The following is an 18,638-nucleotide window of genomic DNA, read 5'->3' as shown; positions in this document are numbered from 1 at the left end:
CAATCTGCTTAGCTATAACTCATTTTTTTAGCCTATTGCCAAATTTGGCTCTATCGCTCATATATACAAAGCTTAAGACTTCCGCAACCGCTCTAAAAAGCTCGGCAGGTATCATCTCGTTTATATCACACACCTTATAAAGCTCTCTTGCAAGCGGCGGATTTTCTACGATCTTAACGCCGCTGTTTATACCGATATCTTTGATACGAAGTGCTAGGAAATCAACCCCTTTAGCTATAACGACAGGCGCTTTTTCTTTGGTTTTATCATATCTTAGCGCGACTGCGTAGTGAGTCGGGTTGGTGATGATGACGTCGGCTTCGGGGATATTTTGCATCATCCTTCGCCTGCTTGCCTCCATCTGAAGCCTGCGGATACGAGCTTTTACTTGCGGATCGCCCTCCATCTGTTTGTATTCGTCTTTAACCTCTTGTTTGGTCATCCTGAGGTCTTTAAAATACTGAAAACGCACGATAAGAACATCAACAATCGCTATGACAAATAGCACGATGAGCATGACAAAAGCTAGGATTATCATCTTTTCTTTAAGCCAGTCAAGCTGAGCTACCATAGGCAAAAATATAGTGTGCGGAAGCTCTTTGATAAAGCTTAAAAACATGAAAAATCCAACGCTAAATACGATAGTAACTTTTAGCGTCATCTTTATGGATTCGATCAGTTTTTTAAGCGAAAAGAGGTTTTTAAGCCCTTTTATCGGGTTTATTTTGTTTAAATTTGGCTCAAGCGGCTTTGTCGTAAAGATAAATCCAAACTGGATCAAATTTGCGATAATTCCTGCGATTGCTACGCAAATGGTAATTGGAAAAATCATTAAAAGCGCTCTAAAAACCGTTGTAAGTGCGATACTATAAATGAGCTTTGCATCTATCTCTTGCCCGATTAAGCTCTGATAATAAACATAAAGCGCGAAAAACTGCTCGCCTAAAAAGCCAAGAAGTAAAATTACGGCAAAGATAGCCACAAAAAGGGTGATAAATCCCGCTAAGTCCTGGCTTTTAGGGACGTTTCCGTCCTTTTTGGCGTCTTCTATCTTTTTGGAGGTGGCTTCTTCAGTTTTTTCTTGATCGTTTTCTGCCATTATCTACTTAGCCGTATTTAAGATTAAGCTAAATTTCTTAGTGTAGTTGAGTGGAAAATTTTGAGCAGTGTCTAATAGTAAGATAAATTTTACCAAGAAATTTCCTTTGTGATTTTGAATTTAGTGATTATATCAAAACTGCTTTGTATTTTTAAATTTAAAATTCTAAATTAAATCTAAAATAGAAACTTTTAAGTAATAATCAGAGATATTTTATCCTAATTGCTTAATACTATCTAAAAATAATTTTTAACAAACAATAAAATTTATTTTAAATTAATAGAAAAAATTATATTATTCTGTGATTTTATTTTAAATTTAAGGATTAAGTATGAAATTTAAGTTTATCTTACTGAGTTCAGCTTTGGCTAGTTCGATTTTTGCGAACGATTTGATTAAAGAGGCGCTTGACGCAGGTCTTGTTGCGATTCCAAGCGATCCGCACACTCTTACAAAGATGATAAATGATGCTTCGCCTGATTCTAAAGCATTTCCTACGACAATGGCGGCTTATGAGCTTGGCAAAAGACTTTATTTTGATCCGCGCCTTTCAAAATCAGGCATCATCAGCTGTAACACCTGTCACAACTTAGGGCTTGGCGGAGTTGATGGCGTTCCTGCTTCAACGGGACATAAATGGATGCCAAACCCGCACCACGTAAATGCTCCGACCGTTTATAACTCCGTGTTTAACGCGGTTCAGTTCTGGGACGGACGCGCAGCTCACCTTGCAGCTCAAGCGGCTGGTCCTATGACAGCACTTCCTGAAATGGCTTCAACTCCTGAGCTTGTGGTGGATAGACTTAAATCAATTCCTGCTTATGTAGCCGAGTTTAAAAAAGCATTTAACAGCGAGATAAATTTTGATCTTGTTACGACTGCGATTGGAATTTTTGAAAGAACGCTTGTAACTCCTTCAAGATTTGACAAATTCCTAGAGGGCGACAAGAATGCACTAAATGAAGCTGAGAAAAAAGGCTTAAAAGTGTTTTTGGATAAGGGTTGTGCATCTTGCCATAATGGCATCAATTTAGGCGGGACTCTTCAACCGTTTGAAGTTGCAGGCAAGTATGAATTTGCAAATGTTGGTGATTTTAAAGGCGACGCAAACGGAATGGTAAAGGCTCCTACACTTAGAAACGTCGAGTTAACAGCTCCTTATTTTCATAACGGCGCTATTTGGTCTCTAAAAGATGCAGTAAAAGCCATGGGTAGTATTCAGCTTGGAATCGAGATAAGCGAGCAAGAAGCTAACGATATGGTAACGTTTTTAAATTCCTTAACAGGAACTATGCCAAAGGTTGAATATCCGATGTTTCCTGCTTCGACAGATAAAACTTCAAAGCCTGAATTAGACTACTAAAATTTATGATCGGGAGGTTATCCTCCTGATTAAATTCAACTTAAATTTATAAAAAAAAGTATATAATCCACTCCTTACAACCAACAAAGCTCCAGAAATCTTTTTTAAAAGTGCTTTTTGGTAACTTACCAAAGAAGGGATAGCAATGTCAAAATATGCTATTATAAAACACGGCGGAAAGCAGTATAGAGTGAGCGAAGGTGAATACCTTAAGCTTGATCGCTTTGAAGCCGAGCCAAAAGCAAACATCGAAATAAACGAAGTTTTAGCTCTTGGCGGAGATGAAGTGAAGGTAGGTGCGCCATTTGTTAAGGGTGCAAAAGTTGTCTTAGAGGTCGTAAATTTAGGTAAAGACAAAAAAGTCGTGATCTATAAAAAACGCAGAAGAAAAGACTCTAAATTAAAACGCGGTTTTAGAAGACAATTTACTCGCGTTAAAGTTTTAAGCATACAAGCCTAAGGAGATTAAGATATGGCACACAAAAAAGGTCAAGGTTCAACCCAGAATAACCGAGATTCCATCGGTCGCCGCTTAGGCGTTAAAAAATTCGGAGGCGAATTTGTTCGCGCCGGCAATATCATAATCCGCCAAAGAGGCACAGCAACTCACGCCGGAAGCAACGTAGGTCTTGGTAAAGATCACACGATATTTGCGCTTATCGACGGATATGTAAAATTCGAGAGAAAAGATAAAACAAGAAAAAAAGTTTCTGTTTATCCGGCTGCTTAAATTTTAGGAGGGCCTAGCTCTCCTTTTCTTCATTAAATTTTTACAAAAATATTTTACTCTTGCTGCTAAATCAAATTAAATACCGTTATATTATAAATTTATGTTAGGCAGATTTATAATTGTGAGAATTTTAAAATCAAATTTTAATCAACAAAAAGATATAATGAAAAGAAAATTTTAAGGTAAATTTATGTTTATAGATAGTGTAAGTTTGACATTAAGTTCGGGTCACGGCGGAGCAGGTGCGGTCAGTTTTCGTCGTGAAAAGCACGTTATACTAGGCGGACCTGACGGCGGAGACGGCGGAGACGGCGGAGACGTGTATTTTATCGTTGATAACAACTCTCACACGCTGGCAGCTTATAAGGGCAAGCGTGCCTTAAAAGCTCAAAACGGAGAGCCCGGGATGGGTCGCAGGATGACTGGTAAAAAAGGCGAAAACCTTGAGTTGGTCGTACCTCCCGGAACTGCTGTCTATGATGCCGATAGCGGCGAGCTTTTGCTTGATTTAACGCAGCAGGGCGAGCGCAAGATGTTTTTAAAGGGCGGCAAAGGCGGACTTGGCAACGTGCATTTTAAAAGCTCGACTAATCAAGCTCCCGAATACGCCCAAAAGGGCACTCCGGAAGAAATTTGCAACGTTCGTCTTGAGCTTAAGCTCATAGCCGACGTAGGGCTTGTCGGCTTTCCAAATGTCGGCAAAAGCACGCTCATTTCAACCGTTTCAAACGCCAAGCCGCAGATTGCCAACTATGAATTTACGACACTCACGCCAAAGCTCGGTCTTGTAGAAGTTGATGAATATAGCGGCTTTGTTATGGCTGATATCCCTGGCATTATTGAGGGGGCAAGCGACGGAAGAGGGCTTGGAGTGCAGTTTTTAAAGCATATTGAGCGGACTAAAGTTTTACTTTATATGCTAGATCTTGCCAATTACCGAACCCTTAAAGAGCAGTTTGGCACTCTTAAAGCCGAGGTTAGCAAATTTTCAAGTGAGCTTGGCGGCAGGGATTATGCTATCGCACTTACTAGGCTTGATGCTTGCGAAGAGGTGGATAAAATTTCGGACTTCATTAAGAGTCTTGGGCTTGGAAGCGATCTTTTAAGCTACAAGCAAGACGTGTATGAATTTGATGCTGCCAAACCGTTTTTTATCATGCCGATATCGTCTGCAAGCGGGGAAAATATAAATGAGCTTAAATTTGCACTTTTAGAACTTCTAAAAGCCGAAAAATAATCTGTTAAGCTAATAGGCTAAAGTGATGCAAGAGCAAACAAATATCGTTTTTATGGGAACACCCGAGTATGCTACTAAAATTTTAAGAGCACTTGTTGAGACGAAATTTAATATCGTAGCCGTTTTCACACAGCCTGATAAGCCCGTGGGCAGGAAGCAGATACTAACTCCCAGTAGCGTTAAGATTTATAGCGAGGCAAATTTGCCCACTGTGCCGATATTTCAGCCAAAGACTTTGCGAGATGAAGCGGTGGCTGAGCAAATTTCAAACTTGAAGCCTGATTTTATAGTTGTGGCGGCGTATGGAAAAATTTTGCCTAAAAGCATACTTGACATCGCTCCTTGTATAAATTTACACGCTTCGATTTTGCCGAAATACCGCGGCGCAAGTCCGATTCAAAGCGCGATTTTAGAAGGTGAAAAGCAAACCGGAGTAACGGCTATGCTTATGAACGAAGGGCTTGATACAGGCGATATGCTTGATTTTGCCTATACGAACTGCGAAAACAAAATGGCGCAAGAGCTTTTTAGCGAACTTGGCGATATGGCGGGCGAACTAATAGTAAAAACGCTCTTAAATTTTCAAAATTTAACTCCTATCAAACAAGATGACAACCTCGCAACAGAATGTAAAAAGATACAAAAAACGGACGGGCTTTTTAGCTTTAACGAAGAGGCACATGAAATTTATAATAAATTTAGAGCGCTTACTCCTTGGCCGGGAATTTATCTTGAGAGCGGACTTAAAATTTTATCTTTGGAGTTATTTGAAAGCTCAAGTGGCGAAGCGGGAGAGATTTTAAGCATTTATAAAGATAGTTTTGTGGTGGGTTGCAAGAGCGGAGCCGTTAAAATTTACTCCCTGCAAGAGCCTGCCAAAAAGGCCGTCGATGCAAATTCTTATATAAACGGCAAACGCCTTAGAGTGGGCGATAAAATTTTATGATAAGAGCTGATTTTGGTAATTGAATTTGTTGATTCAATCCCGTCAACACAGGAATTTGTCTGCGAAGGCGTGCGTGCAGGAGCGATAAAGCCGCCTTTTATGCTCGTAGCAAACGAGCAAACCAAAGGTATAGGCAGCAGAAATAACGAGTGGCAAGGATTTAGAGGGAATTTGTTTTTTTCTTTTTGTGTGGATAGGAGCTTTTTGCCAAATGATTTGCATGAGGCCTCCATATCTATTTATTTTTCGATGATTATGCGTAAATTTTTAGCTTCGCAAGGCTCTGAAATTTGGATCAAGTGGCCCAATGATTTTTACATAGAAGATAAAAAAATCGGCGGAACAATTACTTCAAAGATAAGCGAAAATTATATTTGCGGCATGGGCTTAAATCTCGTCGGTGCACCAAAAAATGCGGGTATTTTGGATATACAAATTAGTCAAAATGAAGCAGTTTGGGGATTTTGTGAATTATTAGAAAAAAAGATTTTATGGAAGCAGATTTTTAGCAAATTTAGGTTAGACTTTCAGAAATCAAAAAAATTCATCACGCATATAGACGGGCAAGAGATATCGCTGCAAGACGCAGAAATTTGCGATGATGGAGCTATTTTAGTAAATGAAAAAAGGGTGTATTCTTTAAGATGAGCGAGATAATAACCATAGCAAACCAAAAAGGCGGTGTGGGCAAAACGACCACAGCGGTAAATTTGGCGGCTTCTTTGGCGGTTGCGGAAAAGAGAGTTTTACTCATAGATATCGATCCTCAGGCAAATGCGACTACGGGAATGGGCTTTAGCAGAAATGACTATGAATACAATATCTATCACGTTTTAACAGGGCGCAAGAAGCTTTCTCAGATAGTTCTAAAAACTGAAATTCCTACACTTTTTCTAGCTCCTTCAAACATCGGTTTAGTGGGTATCGAGCAGGAATTTAACGATCAGAGCAAGGATTACAAACTAATCCTTAAAAATAAAATCGCAGAAGTTTTACACGAGTATGATTTTATCATCATCGATAGCCCGCCCGCACTTGGCAGCATAACCGTAAACGCTTTAAGCGCAAGCGATAGCGTGATCATTCCTATACAATGCGAATTTTACGCACTTGAAGGATTGGCGCAAATTTTAAACACGGTTAAAATAATCAAAAAAACTATAAATCCGAAGCTTGCCATAAAGGGCTTTTTACCAACTATGTACAGCTCTCAAAACAACCTTTCAAAAGAGACTGTGGCGAATTTAAAGCAACATTTTGAAAACAAGCTGTTTAAACTAAGAGACGATAGTGAGGATTTTGTGATCGTGCCTAGAAATGTAAAGCTTGCCGAGTCTCCAAGCTTTGGTAAGCCAGTGATACTCTATGATATCAAATCTCCAGGCTCTCAGGCGTATCAAAATTTAGCTTACGCGATCTTAGGATAAAAGATGGCTAAAAAGAGTAGTTTGGGACGCGGATTGGGAGCTATACTTGAAGATGTTGAGCTTGCTTATAAGGCTGAGTTAAGTGGCGGAAATCGCGATATAGTAACCGAAATCGATGTAAAATTAATAACCGAAAACCCTTATCAGCCACGAAAACACTTCGATGAGACAGCCTTAAAAGAGCTAAGCGAATCAATAAAAAGACATGGACTTATCCAGCCTATAATCGTCATACAAAAAGATGACGGATATATGCTGATAGCCGGCGAAAGAAGATTTAGAGCGACTAAAATTTTAGGCGCCGAGAAAATAAAAGCCATAGTTGCCGATATCGAGAGTAAAAATTTAAGAGAACTTGCACTTATTGAAAATATTCAAAGAGAAGATCTTAATCCTATCGAGCTTGCAAATTCATATAAAGAGCTAATTGACGAGTATAAGATCACGCAAGAAGGACTTGCAAACATCATACATAAGAGCAGAACTCAGATAACAAACACAATGCGGCTTTTGTCTTTAAGCCTTCATACTCAAGATCTCATAAAAGAAGGAAAGATAACCCAAGGACATGCTAAAGTAATCGTAGGGCTTGAGCCAAATGATGAAAAAATGGCTGTCGATACGATAATCGGACAGAGATTGAGCGTTCGCGAAACTGAAAATTTGGTTAAAAATTTAAAAGATAAAAGCAAAGGCTCGCAAAAAATCGGTTTTAAAATCGATGAAAAATACACTCAAAAGCTAGATCATTTAAAAGAGCTTCTAGAAAAACTCCACATAAAATCAAAAATTAAAAATAGAAATTTGATACTTGAATTTAAAGATATATCGGATATTGAGAATTTTATATATAAAATAAGATAGAAATTCGCTAGTAAATTTAGCTTATTTTTTCTTTTAATATTGTAGAATAAACCGATTTTTTGTTTTTACACAAAATATACAGAGTCATAAGGAGATTTAATGTTACAAGTCGATTTGCCATTAGTAATTCTAACGGCAGTGGTTTTTATAGGACTCATCATTATTTTAAACTCAATCCTCTATCAACCTCTGATTCATTTTATTGATTCGAGAAATGAGGCTATTAAAAATGATGAAGAAAGTGCTATTAAAAATACAAGCGATCTTAGTGTCCATGAGGCTGAGATTGAGCAGATAATTATGTCTGCCAGAAATGAAGCCAGTAAAATCAAACAAGAGGCTTTAAACGCAGCAAAAGAGAGTGCAGCAAAAATAATAGAGCAAAAGCGCGCTACTTTAGAGGCTGATTATGAGGCATTTATGCAAAATTTGCAGGCTCAAAAAAATGAGTTTAAGTCTGATTTGATTACTAGGTTGCCTGACCTTAAGAGTGTTCTTAGAACAAAATTGGCAAAAATTTAAGGAGAGTGTATGAAGAAAATTTATCTTATTTTGCTTGTTCCGTTTTTTGCTTTAGCTAGTGAATCTAGCGGACACAGCTATGATATAGTAGCAAGAATTCTAAACTTTTTAATGTTTTTTGGAATCTTATATTATTTTATAGCTACCCCTGTTAAAAATGCTTATAAGGCTAGAATTGAAAGTATAGCGATTAGGCTTGATAATATTCAAAAGAAGTTAAGAGAGTCAAAGGCTAAAAAGAACGATGCTCTTAAAAGAGTTGAAGAGGCTAAAAACAATGCTATAAGCCTTATTGAGACTTCTAGAAAAGAGGCTTTATTATTATGCGAAAAGATAAAAGCAGAGACTAATCAAGAGCTTTTAAGCCTTGAAAAGAGCTTCCAGGAACAAAAAGAATTTGAAAGAAGACGTGCCGTAAAAAACGTTGTAGTTGAAATTTTAAATGAAGTTTTTGAAAGCGATAGCCTTAAAATCGATAAAAACGAACTTGTTAATATTGTTCTTAAAAAGGTTGGCTAATGAAAGAGTTGATAGCAAAAAAATATGTAAAAGCTTTAATGGCTGATCTTAACAGAGATGATCTTGAGAAATTTATAAGCGATCTAGATGTTGTTGTAAGTGCATTTAATATTAATAAATTTAGAAACATTATAGCTTCTCCTAGTATAAAAAATGATAAGAAAATAAGCCTTGTCTTGTCTTTTTTAAGTAACGATAATCCTAAATTTATAAATTTTATCAAGCTTTTAGGCGAGAATAAAAGGCTTGATATCTTGCCTGATATACTTAATGAGCTTGCAGTGCAAAAAGCTCAAATGGATAATATTTTCCGTGGCACAATCTATGGAAATTTTGAGATTGATCAATCTCAAATTACTGAGCTTGAAAAAAGCTTTTCTAAAAGATTTAATGCAAAAATCATGTTAGAAGCTGTAAAAAGCGATTATAACGGTATAAAAATAGAGTTGGACGATTTGGGTGTGGAGGCTAGTCTTTCGATAGATAGACTTAAATCTCAAATGACTGAATATATATTAAAAGCAATTTAAAAGGAGAAAAAGCGTGGGTGCAACGAAAATAAAAGCGGATGAAATTAGCGCTATCATCAAGGAAAGAATCGAAAATTTCGATCTTAGTGTTGATGTTGAAGAGACAGGTAAGGTTATCTCGGTAGCTGACGGTGTTGCGAATGTTTATGGTCTAAAAAACGTTATGGCTGGCGAGATGGTTGAGTTTGAGAGCGGTGAAAAAGGTATGGCCCTTAACCTTGAAGAGAGTAGTGTGGGTATAGTTATCCTTGGTAAAACTGATAATATTAAAGAGGGAAGCTCGGTAAAACGTCTAGCTAGACTTCTTCGTGTTCCTGTGGGCGATGCTCTTATAGGACGTGTTGTAAATTCACTTGGTGAGCCTATAGATGCTAAAGGTCCAATAGATGCTAGTGAAACTAGATTCGTTGAAGAAAAAGCAAAAGGCATCATGGCTAGAAAATCAGTACATGAGCCTCTTCAAACAGGTATTAAAGCTATTGACGCTCTTGTTCCAATCGGACGTGGACAACGCGAGCTTATTATCGGCGACCGCCAAACAGGTAAAACTACCGTAGCAATCGATACTATCATTAATCAAAAAGGTCAAGATGTAATTTGTATATACGTTGCTATCGGACAAAAACAATCAACCGTCGCTCAAGTTGTTAAAAAACTCGAAGAGTACGGTGCTATGGACTATACTATAGTTGTAAACGCAGGCGCATCAGATGCTGCGGCGCTTCAATACCTTGCCCCGTATGCGGGCGTAACTATGGGTGAATATTTCCGTGACAACTCACGCCACGCATTAATCATTTATGATGATCTTTCAAAGCACGCTGTTGCATACCGCGAAATGTCTTTGATTCTTCGCAGACCTCCAGGACGTGAAGCATATCCTGGTGACGTTTTCTACCTTCACTCAAGACTTCTTGAGCGTGCAAGTAAGCTAAATGATAAATTAGGTGGCGGTTCACTTACTGCGCTTCCTATAATCGAGACTCAAGCGGGTGACGTTTCTGCTTATATTCCAACAAACGTTATTTCTATTACGGACGGTCAAATTTTCCTTGAGTCAGATCTATTTAACTCAGGTATCCGCCCTGCGATTAACGTTGGTCTATCTGTTTCTCGTGTTGGTGGTGCAGCTCAGATTAAAGCTATTAAGCAAGTTTCTGGTAACTTAAGACTTGACCTTGCGCAATACCGCGAGCTTCAAGCGTTTGCTCAGTTTGCGAGCGATCTTGACGAGAGTTCAAGAAGACAGCTCGAGCGTGGACAAAGAATGGTTGAGATCTTAAAACAACCTCCATACAGTCCTCTTCCTGTAGAAAATCAAGTAGTTCTTATTTTTGCTGGTGCTAAGGGTTATTTAGATGATATTTCTGTAGGCGCAATCAATAAGTTTGAATCAGAACTATATCCTTATATAGAGGCGAAATATCCTGAAATTTTTGATCAGATTAGAACAAAAAAAGTACTTGATAAAGAGATTGAAGAGCTTTTACATAAGGCACTAAAAGACTTTAAAGCGACATTTGCTGCTAACTAAGGTTAAGATATGTCAAATTTAAAAGATATAAAACGAAAGATCAAAAGCGTTCAGAACACTCAAAAGACGACGCGTGCGATGAAGCTTGTTTCTACTGCTAAACTTAGAAAAGCGGAAGATGTGGCTCGTCACTCTAGAGTATATGCGCTTAAGATCAATGAGGTTTTATCAGAGATTGCATATAAGATCAATCAATACGGCTCTGTTGATTCGGAGAGTAAATTCTTTAACACTAAAAATAGTGTAGAGAAGGTTGATATTATCTTTGTAACAGCTGATAAAGGGCTTTGCGGAGGCTTTAATATTCAGACTATTAAAACCGTTAGAAATATGATAAATGAATTTAAGGCCAAAAAAGTTAAGATCAGGCTAAGGGCCGTTGGCAAAAAAGGAATAGAATTCTTTAACTTCCAAGGCATAGAGCTTCTTAAAACTTATGTCGGATATAGCTCATCTCCTACTTACGAGAAGGCTCAAGAAGTCATAAAAGAGGCTATTGATGATTTTATAAATGGAGTTACCGATAAGGTTATTTTAGTTCATAACGGCTATAACAATATGATATCTCAGCAAATTCGTATAAATGATATAGTTCCAGTTGAGCCACCTAAGATAGTCGAGGTTGAGACTAATTCCTTAATGGAATTTGAGCCTGGCGATGATGACGGCAAAATTTTAGATGAACTACTTAAAAAATATTTTGAGTATAGTATGTATTATGCGCTTGTCGATAGTCTTGCTGCAGAGCATAGTGCTAGAATGCAGGCAATGGATAATGCAACAAATAACGCAAAAGAGCGCGTTAGGGAGCTGAATCTGGCTTATAATAAAGCTAGACAACAGTCTATTACCACTGAGCTTATCGAGATCATCAGTGGCGTTGAATCAATGAAATAAAAAGGAGTATTAATGAAAGGTATTATTTCTCAAGTAATGGGACCTGTCGTTGATGTCGATTTTAGCGAGTATTTGCCAAAAATCAACGAGGCCATTGAGGTAAATTTTGAAGTGGAAGGTAAGAAGAATAAGCTTGTTCTTGAAGTTGCCGCTCACCTTGGAGATAACCGCGTACGAACCATTGCTATGGATATGAGTGAAGGTCTTACTAGGGGTTTGGAAGCTACTGCTCTTGGAGCGCCTATTACTGTTCCGGTTGGTGAGAAAGTTTTGGGAAGAATTTTTAACGTTATTGGCAACTTGATTGATGAGGGTGAAGAATTAAATTTTGATAAGAGATGGTCTATACACCGTGATCCTCCTGCGTTTGAAGAGCAAAGCACAAAGAGTGAAATTTTTGAAACAGGCATCAAAGTAGTTGACCTTCTTGCTCCTTATGCAAAAGGTGGTAAAGTTGGACTATTTGGTGGTGCTGGTGTTGGTAAGACGGTTATTATTATGGAGCTTATTCACAACGTTGCGTTTAAACATAGCGGTTATTCTGTGTTTGCAGGCGTTGGAGAGAGAACTCGTGAAGGAAACGACCTTTATCACGAGATGAAAGAATCCAACGTTTTGGATAAAGTTGCCTTATGCTATGGCCAGATGAATGAGCCACCGGGGGCAAGAAACAGAATCGCGCTAACAGGTCTAACGATGGCTGAGTATTTCCGTGATGAGATGGGGCTTGACGTTCTTATGTTTATTGACAACATCTTTAGATTCTCTCAATCAGGTTCAGAGATGTCAGCGCTTCTTGGACGTATTCCTTCAGCCGTTGGTTATCAGCCTACACTTGCAAGCGAAATGGGTAAATTCCAAGAGAGAATTACATCGACCAAAAAAGGCTCAATTACATCCGTTCAGGCTGTTTATGTTCCGGCAGACGACCTTACAGACCCTGCTCCTGCGACAGTTTTTGCTCACCTTGATGCTACTACGGTTCTTAACCGTGCTATTGCAGAGAAGGGAATTTATCCTGCGGTTGACCCGCTTGACTCAACTTCACGTATGCTTGATCCGCAAATTTTAGGACAAGAGCACTATAAAGTTGCACGCGGTGTTCAGGCTGTTTTACAAAAATATAAAGACTTGCAAGATATTATTGCGATTCTTGGTATGGATGAGCTTAGCGAAGAGGATAAAGTTACAGTTGATAGAGCAAGAAAGATAGAAAGATTCTTGTCTCAGCCATTCTTCGTGGCTGAAGTCTTTACAGGAAGTCCCGGAAAATATGTAAGCCTAGAAGAGAGCATTGCTGGCTTTAAAGGAATTTTAGATGGTAAATATGACGATCTTCCTGAGGCAGCGTTTTATATGGTTGGAAATATAGACGAGGTAATGCAAAAAGCTGAAAAACTTAAAGGCTAAAATTTAATAAGGAAGCGTAATGAATAAATTACATTTAGAGATTGTGACGCCTGAAGGACTTGTTTTTTCAAATGATGTTAAAAGCGTGGTTTTGCCTGGAAGCGAAGGAGAATTCGGCGTTTTGCCGGGACACGCCTCTTTGATATCGCTATTAAAAGCGGGTCTTGTAGATATAGAAAACGAAGATAAAAATCACGATATCGTAGCTATAAATTGGGGATATGTGAAAATTGATGAAGGCAAGGCGGTTGTGCTTGCAGATGGTGCAGTATATGTATCAGGAAGCTCTGAGAGTGAGTTAGCTCACTCTCTTGAAAAGGCAAAAGAGCTTATTCAGAGCATGAGCAGTGAGACAAATGCATTTGCGGCAACAGTTGCAAAACTTGATAGTATGGCGAGAGCTAAATAGTGGCAGGTCTTGATATATTTTTAAATTATTATTCAAGAAGTAGCTTTATAACTATTTTTGTTCTTGCTTGGCTATCGCTATATTTTATTATAAGTTTTACCATACTTTTTTCTCGTATGGTAGAACTTGCCTTATGGAAAAAAAAAGAGCAAAATGCTTTAGAATCACTGTTTATGAGTTCTAAAGTAATTTCAAACGACTCTTCTTTAAAAAGATGCGCCTCTGGTAAAATTTGTAAAGAAAAACTTGGTATTTGTATAAGTATGGCGGAAAAAAATGCCACAAGCGGTGTTACTTGGCTTGGGATTATTGCATCTACATCGCCTTTTATTGGGCTTTTTGGCACAGTTGTGGCAATACTTGAGACCTTTTCAAAGCTTGGACAAGGAGGAAATTCGTCCCTTGGAGTAATAGCACCTGCCATATCCGAAGCTCTTGTAGCTACAGGAGCAGGTATTTTTGTCGCAATTCCTGCATATACCTTTAGTTTGCTTCTCAAAAGAAAGGCGTATGAGCTTATGAGTATTGTTAGAAGAGAAGCTGATATGTTAATCGCAAACAAAGAAGAGAGCTAAATTTATGATAAATCTCGAAGAGACTCCAGAGCTTAATATCACTCCTTTGGTTGATATTATGCTTGTTTTGCTTGCGATACTGATGGTTACTACGCCTACTCTTGTATATGAAGAGCAGGTGGTGTTACCTGACGGCTCTAAGACAAAAACACTCTCGGCAGAGCAGAAGGATCTAACCGTAATAGTAGATGCGCAAAGAAAGGTTAGGATAGATCAAAGCACTATGAGCCTTCAAGAGTTGCCAGACAATATAGCACTTCTAGGTGCAAAATATGATAAAAATTCAGCCGTTTATATAAAGGCTGATAAAAATTTACTTTATGACGATGTTATGTTTGTATTAAAAAGTATTAAAAATGCCGGATTCTCAAAGGTGGCACTCCAAACGAATGGATAAAATTTTAGAGCCAAAATTTAATACTTTTAGCTACTTTATGCTCTCTTTTATTCTGTATATTTCTATTGTGAGCGGTATTTTTATAAAACTTACATATTTTAGAAGCGAAGAACCTAAAAAATATACCGATACAAAAGATGCCTTTATGGATATTATGATAGTTGAGCGTGAGCAAGATATAGTAGTAAAGGCTCCTGAAAAAAAAGAAGAAGTGGTAAAAGTAGAGGAGCCTGAAATTGTCCAAAAAACAGAAGAGCCGAGCCTAAAGGATCTTTTTAAGGATATAAACATATCTAAGCTTAAAGACGATAAGGTTGTAAAAAAGACCGAGTCTTTAAAAGAGCAGAGCAGAAAAAAGCCTGAAAAAAATCAATCTCAAAACTCTCAAAAAAAGGCAAGCGATGTTATAAATGCATTAAAACTTGATAAAGTAGCGAAAGCTCCTAAAACGCAAATGACAGGCGAATATCACCCTTATTTCGGGCAGATTGAAAGAATTTTGCAGGCAAAATGGAGTGCTTATAAAGCTGATTCAAACGATAATGCTGAAGTTGAAATTAGTATAGATTTGAGTGGAAATTTTAGTTATGATATTAAAAAATTATCATATAATAGCGAATTTAATGACAAGGTCAGGGAATTTTTACAAAGTATGACCTTTGAAAAATTTCCGCCTTCCGAGTTAGGAAGGACAGTTACTCTTAAAACCACTTTGGTAGATAAAATAGAATAATGGAGGAAAAATGAAAAAAATTATTTTGATACTGAGTTTTGCTTTAGGCTTATTTGCCGCCGACGCTACCATATCTATTATAAATAAAGGTATGGTTTTGCCTAAAATAGTGCTTCAAGATGCTACGACTATGGTTTCTGATCAGGCATTTAAAAACAGATTCCATAAGATTATGTTGGGCGATTTAAAGGTAAGCTCTGATTTTGAGGTTGTAGATGAGTATATCGCTAGCAGTTATGAAGGGGATTCAAATACAAACGTAATGAGCCATAAAAATGCTCAATTAATCTTTAGATACGCTCTTGAAGGCATGCCAAACACATCACTTACCTTAAGAGTTAAGCTCATAAACGCTAAAACCGCAACAACTCAATATGAGAGAATTTATACCATGAATGATGGCGCTAAATTTCCTTTTTTAGCACATAAAGCAATAGTTGAGCTTGTAAATGAGCTTAATATGCCTCCTGTAAATTGGATGGAAAAATTTATAGTTTTTTCCAAATCTACAGGATCTAAACAGAGTGAAATCGTAGTAGCTGATTACACTTTAACTTATCAAAAAGTGCTTGTTAGGGGAGGACTTAATATATTCCCTAAATGGGCGGGAGCCGATCAGAAAGCATTTTATTATTCAGACTACAGCAGCTCTAAAATAATTTTATATAAATTTGATATAGCAACAGGTCAAAAAACTAAAATTTTAGATACTAAAGGCGGTATGATTGTGGCCTCTGATGTTAGCCAAAGTGGCGATAAGATGCTTCTTACTATGGCACCTCAAGATCAGCCTGATATATATCTATATGATTTAAATTCCAAAAGACTTTCCCAGGTAACAAACTACACAGGTATAGATGTAAATGGAAATTTTGTGGATAATGATACTAGGGTAGTTTTTGTATCAGACAGATTGGGTTATCCTAATATTTTTTCACAAAATATAGCAGGAGGTGCTGTCGAGCAGATGGTATATCACGGTAAAAACAATAACTCTGTAAGTACATATCAAAACTATATAGTTTATTCAAGTAGAGAGAATGAAAAAAGTGAATTTGGAACCAGAGATTTTAATATCTATATGATTTCAACCAAAACAGACTATATAAGGCAGCTTACCGCAAGCGGAAAGAATTTATATCCTAGATTTTCTAGCGACGGACAAAGTGTAGTGTTTATTAAGGAACTTGGAGGTCAGAGCTCACTAGGAATAATACGCATAAATGAAAATAGGAGTTTTCAATTTCCTCTAAAGATAGGTAGAATACAGTCTATTGATTGGTAATCTTATTAAAAAAATATGATATAATCACTAAAATTTTTGCAAAGGATTAAAATGAAAAAAGTAGCTTTAGCTTCTGCTGTTGTCGCAGCTTTACTAATGAGCGGTTGTAGCTCAAAAGCCCCTGAGGTTGATATGAGTGCTGATTCTAAACAAGGTAGCGTATCTACCATGGGTTCTAGCGATAGCATGATGAGTGCTAGCGATAAATTACAACAACTAATATCTATGGTTGAAGGACATGTTAAAAACGTATATTTTGATTTTGATAAATTTAATATTAAAAGCGATATGCAATCGGTTGTAAACATGAATGCTAGTGTATTTAACCATGCAGATGCAAAAAACCTAACTATTAAAGTAGAAGGAAATTGCGACGAGTGGGGAAGTGATGAGTATAACTATGCTCTTGGTCTAAAAAGAGCAAAGGCTACAAAAGATGCTCTTGTAAAACAAGGTGTTGCTGCTGATAGAATTACCGTTGTAAGCTATGGAGAGAGCAATCCTATTTGTACAGATAAAACAAAAGCTTGCGACGCACAAAATAGACGTGCCGAATTCAAAGTTCTTCCGTAATAAAATATGACAAATTTAAAGAAAATAGCGACTCTGTCTTTTGGAGTCGCTATTTTATACTCTGCTGAAATTTCAGTATTTGATGCCGGTAATTTAGATAGCACAAACCCTTATGGTCTAACCGATAGTGAAAAAGTTCTGCTTAAAAATAAGCAACGCGTAGAAAATTTAAGCAGAAACATGGGTGATGTAGAGTCTAGTTTAAGCGGGGCACAGGAGAGAATTGAAGGTCTGCAAAGTATTATGGACGGCATTAATGAGCGAATATCCAGGTTAGAAAAACGCATAAACGATCTTGAAGCCCAAACAATAAATAAAGAAGATAGTCTAAAAAACGATCTTGAAGTTCTAAAAAAATACTCTGAAGAGACTAGGGCGATTCAGGAAACCAATAATAAAAAAATTACAAAAACTCTTAAAGACCTCGGCACACTTATAGATAAATCAAATGCAGCTAAAGAGGAGTCAAAATCTACGAAAAACAAGTCTGAAGAGTCAGATAAACAGACTTCAGCAGATTTTACTAAGCAAAAAATTCAAGATGTCGCAGCTGATGCTAAGAAGCTTTTTGATGAAGGAAAGCTGGATGAAGCTAAGGATAGATATGAATTTTTGATAACAAAAGGTCATAAGCCGGCTGCCGCAAATTTTTATCTTGGCGAAATTTCATATAAACAAAAAGCATACAATAACGCTATCAAATATTATCAACAAAGCATAACTCTTTACGATAAGGCTGATTATATACCAAAACTACTATATCATACTGCGATTAGTTTCGATAAGATTAATGATACTCAAAGCGCAAATCGATTTTATAAAGCATTGAAATTAGGCTATCCTGAAAGTAAAGAAGCCAAAGCATCTCCTGATAGATAAGTCAATTTACATTAATAAATTTACGATATAATCATACTTATTTTAATTTTTAGGAGAAAGTGTGAATCAAGTTATATCTATGTTTTATGAACTAAAAGACGCTAAGACAGGTGAAATTTTAGAATCTAACATGCAAGAAGGCGGTCAAATTTCATTTTTGACAGGTAGAGGACACATAATACAAAAGCTAGAGGATGAGGTTAGCTCACTAAAAGCCGGAGATACAAAGAGAGTTATTATAGAAGCGGCCGATGCTTGCGGACTTTATGATGAGAGTGCTCTTCAAAAATTACCAAAAGAACAATTCGCAGGAATTGAACTCAAAGAGGGAATGGAGCTATTTGGACAAGGAGAGGACGGCTCAAACGTTCGCGTTACCGTAGCAAAAATAGACGAAAATGAAGTCACTGTTGATTTTAATCACCCTTATGCTGGTAAAGACCTAGAGTTTAACGTTCAAATAACAGAAGTTAGAGAGGCCACTGAAGATGAGATAGCTACTGGTGTTGTTGCTCATGCTCATGCTTGCGGATGCGGTAGTGGACATGGAGACAAAGAGGGTGGCTGCTGCGGAGGTCATGGCCATGATCATGAAGAAGGCGGATGTTGCGGTGGCGGACACCATCACCACGATGATGAAGGTGGATGTTGTGGCGGAGGACACCACCATAATGATGGTGGCGGATGCTGCGGAAAACATCATCACTAA

At 37.5% G+C, this 18,638-nt stretch carries 23 protein-coding genes; 22 read left to right on the top strand and 1 reads right to left on the bottom strand.

What is annotated here, in order from left to right; translation table 11 throughout:
• Positions 1–19: 19 nt before the first annotated feature.
• A complete protein-coding gene (gene flhB, locus CDOM16189_RS00385) occupies positions 20–1,099 on the bottom strand; it encodes a flagellar biosynthesis protein FlhB (RefSeq protein ID WP_169973412.1) in 1,080 nt (359 codons plus the stop codon).
• 331 nt (positions 1,100–1,430) lie between these two features.
• Here flhB and CDOM16189_RS00380 point away from each other — a divergent pair, with 331 nt between their 5' ends.
• The 22 genes from CDOM16189_RS00380 to CDOM16189_RS00275 all read left to right on the top strand — a co-directional run bounded on the left by CDOM16189_RS00380 (position 1,431) and on the right by CDOM16189_RS00275 (position 18,638).
• Positions 1,431–2,462 (top strand): cytochrome-c peroxidase, encoded by a 1,032-nt coding sequence (locus CDOM16189_RS00380; RefSeq protein WP_169973410.1) that lies wholly within the window; start codon positions 1,431–1,433, stop codon positions 2,460–2,462.
• A gap of 145 nt (positions 2,463–2,607) precedes the next feature.
• A complete protein-coding gene (gene rplU, locus CDOM16189_RS00375) occupies positions 2,608–2,922 on the top strand; it encodes a 50S ribosomal protein L21 (protein WP_169942268.1) in 315 nt (104 codons plus the stop codon).
• A 12-nt stretch (positions 2,923–2,934) separates the two neighbouring features.
• Complete coding sequence (gene rpmA, locus CDOM16189_RS00370) at positions 2,935–3,192, top strand: 50S ribosomal protein L27 (RefSeq protein WP_169973408.1); 258 nt, start codon at positions 2,935–2,937, stop codon at positions 3,190–3,192.
• 190 nt (positions 3,193–3,382) lie between these two features.
• Positions 3,383–4,429: a GTPase ObgE gene (gene obgE / locus CDOM16189_RS00365; RefSeq protein ID WP_170000677.1), complete on the top strand. Its 1,047-nt coding sequence runs from the start codon at positions 3,383–3,385 to the stop codon at positions 4,427–4,429.
• Positions 4,430–4,454: 25 nt separating this feature from the next.
• Positions 4,455–5,375 (top strand): methionyl-tRNA formyltransferase, encoded by a 921-nt coding sequence (gene fmt, locus CDOM16189_RS00360; protein ID WP_170000676.1) that lies wholly within the window; start codon positions 4,455–4,457, stop codon positions 5,373–5,375.
• 12 nt (positions 5,376–5,387) lie between these two features.
• Complete coding sequence (locus CDOM16189_RS00355) at positions 5,388–6,023, top strand: biotin--[acetyl-CoA-carboxylase] ligase (protein WP_170000675.1); 636 nt, start codon at positions 5,388–5,390, stop codon at positions 6,021–6,023.
• Positions 6,020–6,802, top strand: a complete 783-nt coding sequence (locus CDOM16189_RS00350; protein ID WP_169973401.1) for a ParA family protein — start codon at positions 6,020–6,022, stop codon at positions 6,800–6,802. The genes CDOM16189_RS00355 and CDOM16189_RS00350 overlap by 4 nt, the downstream gene beginning before the upstream one ends.
• 3 nt (positions 6,803–6,805) lie before the next feature.
• Positions 6,806–7,666 (top strand): ParB/RepB/Spo0J family partition protein, encoded by an 861-nt coding sequence (locus CDOM16189_RS00345; RefSeq protein ID WP_169973399.1) that lies wholly within the window; start codon positions 6,806–6,808, stop codon positions 7,664–7,666.
• A 99-nt stretch (positions 7,667–7,765) separates the two neighbouring features.
• On the top strand, positions 7,766–8,188 hold the full coding sequence (locus CDOM16189_RS00340; RefSeq protein WP_169973398.1) for a FoF1 ATP synthase subunit B': 423 nt from the start codon (positions 7,766–7,768) through the stop codon (positions 8,186–8,188).
• 9 nt (positions 8,189–8,197) lie between these two features.
• A complete protein-coding gene (locus CDOM16189_RS00335) occupies positions 8,198–8,707 on the top strand; it encodes a F0F1 ATP synthase subunit B (protein ID WP_169973395.1) in 510 nt (169 codons plus the stop codon).
• Positions 8,707–9,237 carry a F0F1 ATP synthase subunit delta gene (locus CDOM16189_RS00330; RefSeq protein ID WP_169973392.1) on the top strand — a complete coding sequence of 177 codons (531 nt, stop codon included), beginning with the start codon at positions 8,707–8,709 and terminating at the stop codon, positions 9,235–9,237. Before CDOM16189_RS00335 ends, CDOM16189_RS00330 begins: the two co-directional genes overlap by 1 nt.
• Before the next feature lie 13 nt (positions 9,238–9,250).
• Entirely contained in the window at positions 9,251–10,771 is a 1,521-nt protein-coding gene (atpA, locus tag CDOM16189_RS00325) for a F0F1 ATP synthase subunit alpha (protein ID WP_502707244.1), read from the top strand.
• A gap of 9 nt (positions 10,772–10,780) precedes the next feature.
• Positions 10,781–11,668, top strand: a complete 888-nt coding sequence (gene atpG, locus CDOM16189_RS00320) for an ATP synthase F1 subunit gamma (RefSeq protein WP_169973391.1) — start codon at positions 10,781–10,783, stop codon at positions 11,666–11,668.
• 12 nt (positions 11,669–11,680) lie between these two features.
• The gene (gene atpD / locus CDOM16189_RS00315) at positions 11,681–13,078 is read left to right on the top strand and encodes a F0F1 ATP synthase subunit beta (RefSeq protein ID WP_169973389.1); all 1,398 of its coding nucleotides are present in this window, start codon (positions 11,681–11,683) and stop codon (positions 13,076–13,078) included.
• 19 nt (positions 13,079–13,097) lie between these two features.
• Positions 13,098–13,487, top strand: a complete 390-nt coding sequence (gene atpC, locus CDOM16189_RS00310) for an ATP synthase F1 subunit epsilon (protein WP_169973387.1) — start codon at positions 13,098–13,100, stop codon at positions 13,485–13,487.
• Positions 13,487–14,062 carry a MotA/TolQ/ExbB proton channel family protein gene (locus CDOM16189_RS00305; RefSeq protein WP_169973385.1) on the top strand — a complete coding sequence of 192 codons (576 nt, stop codon included), beginning with the start codon at positions 13,487–13,489 and terminating at the stop codon, positions 14,060–14,062. Before atpC ends, CDOM16189_RS00305 begins: the two co-directional genes overlap by 1 nt.
• A 4-nt stretch (positions 14,063–14,066) precedes the next feature.
• Positions 14,067–14,459 (top strand): biopolymer transporter ExbD, encoded by a 393-nt coding sequence (locus CDOM16189_RS00300; RefSeq protein WP_169973382.1) that lies wholly within the window; start codon positions 14,067–14,069, stop codon positions 14,457–14,459.
• The gene (locus CDOM16189_RS00295; protein WP_169973380.1) at positions 14,452–15,192 is read left to right on the top strand and encodes a TonB C-terminal domain-containing protein; all 741 of its coding nucleotides are present in this window, start codon (positions 14,452–14,454) and stop codon (positions 15,190–15,192) included. Before CDOM16189_RS00300 ends, CDOM16189_RS00295 begins: the two co-directional genes overlap by 8 nt.
• Positions 15,193–15,202: 10 nt before the next feature.
• Positions 15,203–16,477, top strand: a complete 1,275-nt coding sequence (gene tolB / locus CDOM16189_RS00290; protein WP_169973378.1) for a Tol-Pal system protein TolB — start codon at positions 15,203–15,205, stop codon at positions 16,475–16,477.
• Positions 16,478–16,528: 51 nt separating this feature from the next.
• Positions 16,529–17,050 carry an OmpA family protein gene (locus CDOM16189_RS00285; protein WP_170000674.1) on the top strand — a complete coding sequence of 174 codons (522 nt, stop codon included), beginning with the start codon at positions 16,529–16,531 and terminating at the stop codon, positions 17,048–17,050.
• A gap of 6 nt (positions 17,051–17,056) precedes the next feature.
• Positions 17,057–17,929 carry a tol-pal system YbgF family protein gene (locus CDOM16189_RS00280; protein ID WP_169973374.1) on the top strand — a complete coding sequence of 291 codons (873 nt, stop codon included), beginning with the start codon at positions 17,057–17,059 and terminating at the stop codon, positions 17,927–17,929.
• 61 nt (positions 17,930–17,990) lie between these two features.
• Entirely contained in the window at positions 17,991–18,638 is a 648-nt protein-coding gene (locus CDOM16189_RS00275; protein WP_502707243.1) for an FKBP-type peptidyl-prolyl cis-trans isomerase, read from the top strand.

Source organism: Campylobacter sp. RM16189 (assembly GCF_012978815.1).
Lineage (GTDB): Bacteria > Campylobacterota > Campylobacteria > Campylobacterales > Campylobacteraceae > Campylobacter_A.
Note: the sequence above shows the minus strand (reverse complement) of the source record. Positions and strands in the feature narration are given on the sequence as shown.